This window comes from Bradyrhizobium sp. LTSP849 (assembly GCF_000938255.1).
In the GTDB taxonomy this organism is placed as follows: domain Bacteria; phylum Pseudomonadota; class Alphaproteobacteria; order Rhizobiales; family Xanthobacteraceae; genus Bradyrhizobium.
The window spans coordinates 1-5,610 of the sequence record NZ_JYMR01000043.1; the positions used below are offsets into that span (position 1 = coordinate 1).

Below are 5,610 nucleotides of genomic sequence, written 5' to 3' on the forward strand. Positions count from 1 at the left end.
GCGACATGGCGCGCGCGGTCGGATAATCGAAGGCGAGCGTGGTCGGCAGCTTGGCGCCGACCCGTCCCGACAGGCGGTTGCGCAGCTCGACCGCCATCAGCGAGTCCAGCCCGAGATCCTTCAGCGGCTGGTCCGCAGGCACCGAGGCGGCCCCGGGCAGCGCCAGCACCGCCGCAATCTCCTCCTGTGCCAGCTCCACCAGTGCGGCCAGCCGCTCGCCTTCGCTGGCCAGCGCCGCCAGCCGCGACCGCAGACTGTTGGTGTCGCCGCTCGATGCGGTTGAGGCCCGCCGCAAGCCGCTGCGCACCAGGCCGCGATACAGCGCCGGCACGTCGTCACTGAGCTGGCGCTGCATCGCGCCGACATCCAGATGGATCGGGACCAGCATGGCCTCGGGCTGCGCCTGTGCCGCATCCAGCAGCGCGAGGCCCAGCTCCAGCGACAGCGCCTGCACGCCTTGACGCCGCATCCGCATCAGCTCGGCCCGGCCCAGATGCGCCGTCATGCCGACGCCGCGCTGCTCCCACAGCCCCCACAGCAGGCTCTGCCCGGCCAGTCCACGATGTCGCCGCTCCGCCGCAAGCGCATCCAAAAACACGTTCGCCGCCGCGTAGTTCGCCTGGCCCGGACTGCCAAGCGCTGCCACCGACGAGAACAGCACGAACGCGGCAAGATCCTTGTCCGCCGTCAGCTCATGCAGGTGCCAGGCGCCATCGAGTTTGGGCCGCAGCACACGCTCCAGCCGCTCGACGTTGAGCGCCGGCACGATGCCGTCGTCCAGCAAAGCTGCCAGATGGAACACGCCCGTCAACGGACGTTCCGGCGAGATGGTGCTGAGGACCGCGCCAACCGCATCACGATCTCCGACGTCGCAACTCACCAGCTCAACCGTCTGTGCACCCAGTGTTTGCAGCTCCGCCACCAGTTCAGATGCGCCAGGCGCGGCCATGCCGCGACGCGACGTCAGCAAGAGATGACGCACACCATGCTCAGTCACAAGGTGCCGCGCGACCTCGCGGCCGAGCTCGCCCGCACCGCCCGTGATCAGCACCGTGCCGCCGGCTTCAAGACGCCGCGGCAATTGCACCACCTGCTTGCCGACATGGCGCCCCTGCGCCATCTGCCGCAGCGCTGCCGGCATCTGCCTGATGTCGTAGGCAACATAGGGCAACGGCTCCAGCACACCGGCCGCGAACAGGCCCATGATCTGCGTCAGCAGCGCCGGCATCCGATCCGTCGGCAGCACGAACGCATGGTAGCTCACGCCACGGTATTTTGCGGCGATCGCAGCACCGTCACGCCCATCAGCGATCCCCATCTCCAGGAAGCGGCCGCCCCGCGGCAAAAGCCGCAGCGAGGCATCGACGAACTCGCCTGTCAGCGCATTGAGGACGACATCGACGCCCTCGCCTTTGGTCGCCGACCGGAACTGGGTCTCGAAGCTTAGATCGCGCGAGTTGGCGACATGCCGTCCGTCCAGTCCCATCCGTTCCAGCACCGGCCATTTACCCGGGCTCGCCGTGCCATAGACCTCCGCGCCAAAATGCCGGCACAGCTGCACCGCTGCCATGCCGACGCCACCGGCTGCCGCATGCACCAGAACCCGATCCCCGGACCTGATATGCCCGAGCTCCTGCAGCGCATACAGCGCCGTCAGATAGGCCAGCGGGATCGTCGCCGCCGCCTCGAACGACATCCCCGCAGGGATTCTTGCAAGCTGTTCGGCCACTGTGACCGCGCGTGTGCCAAAACAGCCGCGCCCACAGCCAAATACGCGATCGCCAACCGCAACCGACGTCACGTCCGCGCCGACCGCCTCCACCACGCCGGCAAACTCGAACCCGATGCCGGGCGAGGCAATCTGCCCCAGCGTGATCAGCACGTCGCGGAAGTTCATGCCGGCCGCGCGTACGCAGACCCGGACATCACCGGATGCCAGCGGCTCCGACAGCTCGCCTGCGGCCACCAGGCTCACGCCGTCGAGCCGGCCGGGGTCGGTGACCACAACGCGGTAATCCGGCGCGGCCACTGGTGCCTGAAGTGTGCCCGCACCCGCGCCAGTGCGCGCCAGCCTGGGTGCCAGCACCGCACCATGGCGCAGCGCAAGCTCCGGCTCCGACGTCGTCGACGTCAGCTTCGCCAGTAGCGATGCATCTGCAAGCACGACATCGACGTCCACGAGCTGCAGCCGGCGATCGGGATGCTCCGCCCGTGCGCTGCGCACCAGGCCCCACAGCGGCGCACGCGTCAGTCCGCTTGCGCCCTCATCCGGACCCGTCGCCACCGCGCCACGCGTCAGCCACGCGACCGGCGTCTCGTTCAGACGCGCTTCGCCAAAAATCCCCTGCAGCTCGGCAAGGCCACGCTCCGCCGTCGCATGCGTCGCCGCAAGCACGGGGCCTGCTGGTTCAGCCGGATCAGACAGATGGTCGAACACGAGCTGCGACGGGATCGCACTGCCTGCATCCAGCCGCGCAACGACAGCCGCAACGCTCTCGGCGTGATCAAGCCCCAGAGCTGCGGCCAGCTTGCCGTCGCCTCCGACGATCAGCGGCAGGGCAAGCGCTTGAGTTCCGCTCTCACCCAAGGCGACCGCACGCCATTCCAGACGGTACAGATGCTGTGCCTCGCCGCGCGCGGCATCGCGGATCTGCGCTTCGCTCGCCTGCTTCAGCCGCAAGCCCCCGACATGCGCGACAACACGACCGTGACCATCCGCAAGCTGCAGATGCGCCAGCGCCTCGCCCTCGCCGCTGCGCTCGACCGAGGCCCGGATCCGCAGCTCCCGCGCGCCTTGAGCGGCCAGCGACACCTCGGACCATTCGAACGGCAGCAGCAGCGGAGCATCGGCACCGCCATCGAGATCGGCGCCTGCGATCCGGTCAAAACTCAACACATGCAGCGCGCTGTCCAGCAGCGCTGGATGCAGGCCGTAACTCTCAGCCGACGGCCACAGCGCCTCCGCAAGCACCGCCCGCCCGTATATGGCATCGCCCACACGCCACGCCTCGACCAGACCCTGGAACAGCGGCCCGTAGCCGTAGCCGCGTCCCGCCAGCCGCGCATAATGACCGGTCAGATCGATCGGCTCGCCGCCAACAGGCGGCCAGACTTCAAGCTCACTGTCTTCTGCAGCAACTTCTTCCGCCGCGGCTTCGCCCAGCACACCCTGCGCATGCAGCGTCCACGAGCCGCCCTCAGCCCCATCTTCCGCGCGGCTGTAGATGCTTATGCCTCGGCCGCCTCCGGCCGCGCCCGCCTCGGCCCCATCGACCTGAACCTGAAGCCGGACACCGCCCTCCGCCGGCAGCACCAGCGGCGATAGCAGCGTCAGCTGCGACACTTCCGTCAATCCAACCGCGCGCGCCGCCGCAAAGCCCAGCTCCAGCAGCCCGGTCCCCGGCAGCAGCACCGTCCCGAACACCGCATGATCGCCAAGCCAGCCCGCTTCCGACAGCGACAACCGGCCCGTCAGCAGGAAGCCGTCGCTCTCCGCCAGCGGCGTCGCCGCCCCCAGCAGCGGATGCGACGCATCCGACAGCCCCATCGTCGCGGCGTCCCCGCCCGGCTTCTCAGCCTCCAGCCAGTAACGCTGACGCTGGAACGCATAGGTCGGAAGTGACGCAACCGGCGCCTTCGCGTCCGCTCCGAGAGCCTTCGCCCAATCGACACCAACACCATGAACGTGCAGCGCGCCGAGCGCTGACATCAGCGCCTCGGTGCCGTCGCGCCCGCGACGTTGTGTGGCCACCACCTGCATTGGTGATGCTTCCGACAGGCAGCCCGTCGCAAGCCCCGTCAAAATCCCGTCCGGACCAAGCTCAAGGCTTGCCCGCACCCCTTCCGCTTCCAGCACATGCACGCCATCGAGGAACCGCACCGGACTGCGCACCTGACGCATCCAGTACTCCGCGCTGCAAAGCTCCTCCTTGGTCGCAAGGCGGCCCGTCACGTTGCTCACGATCGGCAATCGCGGCGTGCCAAAGGTTACGGACGCCAGCACCTGGCCGAACGCCTCCAGCATCGGCTCCATGCGCTGCGAGTGGAACGCGTGGCTCACCTGCAAACGGCTGGTCCTGCGGCCCTTGCCCTTGAACTGCGCCGCCAGCGCCAGCACGGCGGCTTCATCGCCCGAGATCACCGTCGAGCGTGGCCCGTTCAGCCCGGCAATCTCGACACCGTCTGCAAGCAGCGGCAGCACTTCTGCTTCGCCTGCTTCCAGCGCCACCATGGCGCCGCCGGCTGGTTGTGCCTGCATCAGCGCCCCGCGTGCCGCGACCACACGGCAGGCATCCTGCAGCGACCACACGCCCGAGACATGCGCAGCCGCAAGCTCTCCAATGGAGTGGCCGAGCAGAATGTCAGGCTCGATGCCCCACTGCTCCAACTGACGGAACAGCGCCACCTCGACCGCAAACAAAGCCGGCTGCGCATAGGCGGTCTCGTCCAGCTTGGAGGCCGCCTCCGAACCTTCCTCCGCAAACATCACGCTGCGCAGCGGCAGATCCAGCAGCGCGTCAAAATGGCCGCAGGTCTCCTCGAACGCTGCGCGGAACGTCGCACATGTCTCCATCAGCGCCCGGCCCATGCCGATCCGCTGCGCGCCCTGACCCGTGAACAGGAATGCCAGCTTGCCGGACTCACCTCTGGCCTCACCAACCGACACCGCCGCATGCGGGCGACCCTCGGCGAGCGATCGCAGCGCCTCTACCGTCTCCGCCGCATCGCGCACTGAGACCGCGGCACGCGCGGCGAACTGCGTCCGGTGCAATGCCGCCGTCGCAATCACAGAATGGAAGTCCGCATCAGGATGCTGCGACAGCCACTCCCCATACCGGCCCGCCTGTGCACGAAGTGCCGCCTCGTCGCGCCCGGACACCAGCAGCGGGATCAAGGGCGATGACGCTTCAGCTGTGTCTGTATTGCGAGCGGTGGTGCGCGCCGGCGCCTCCTCGATCACCACATGCGCATTGGTCCCGCTGATGCCGAACGACGACACACCCGCACGACGCACATGCGAGGCCTCACGCGGCCACGCATGCGCCTCCTGCAGCAGCGACAGCCCGCTGCCGTCCCACTCGATCTGGTGGCTGGGATGTTCCGCATGCAGCGTCTTCGGCAGAACCTCGTGCTTGAGCGCCAGCACCATCTTCATCACGCCGAGAACGCCGGCCGCTGCCTGCGTGTGCCCGAGGTTCGACTTCGACGAGCCCAGCCACAGCGGACGATCCGCGCGCCGCGTCGGCCCGAACACCGCGGCCAAGGCCCCGGCCTCGATGGGATCACCAAGACTGGTCCCGGTCCCGTGTGCCTCGACGACGTCGATCTCGTCGGGGCTCACCCCGCTCGCCGACAGCGCCGCGCGGATCACCCGCTGCTGGCTCGGACCGTTCGGCGCCGTCAGGCCCTGGCTCCGACCGTCCTGGTTCACGGCCGAACCCCGGATCAGCGCCAGGATCTCGTCGCCGTCCCGCTCCGCATCCGACTGCCGCTTCAGCACCAGCACGCCGCAGCCTTCGCTCCAGCCCGCGCCATTGGCGCCTGCTGAGAACGCCTTGCAGCGACCATCCGGCGCCATGCCGTTATCAGGCCCCAGCGCCACAAACGTCG

1 protein-coding gene is annotated in these 5,610 nt (G+C 68.6%); it reads right to left on the minus strand.

The window, feature by feature from the left end; genetic code table 11:
• Window positions 1-5,610 (minus strand): type I polyketide synthase (locus UB31_RS24310; protein WP_045012720.1); only part of this gene is annotated, 5,610 nt, incomplete at both ends.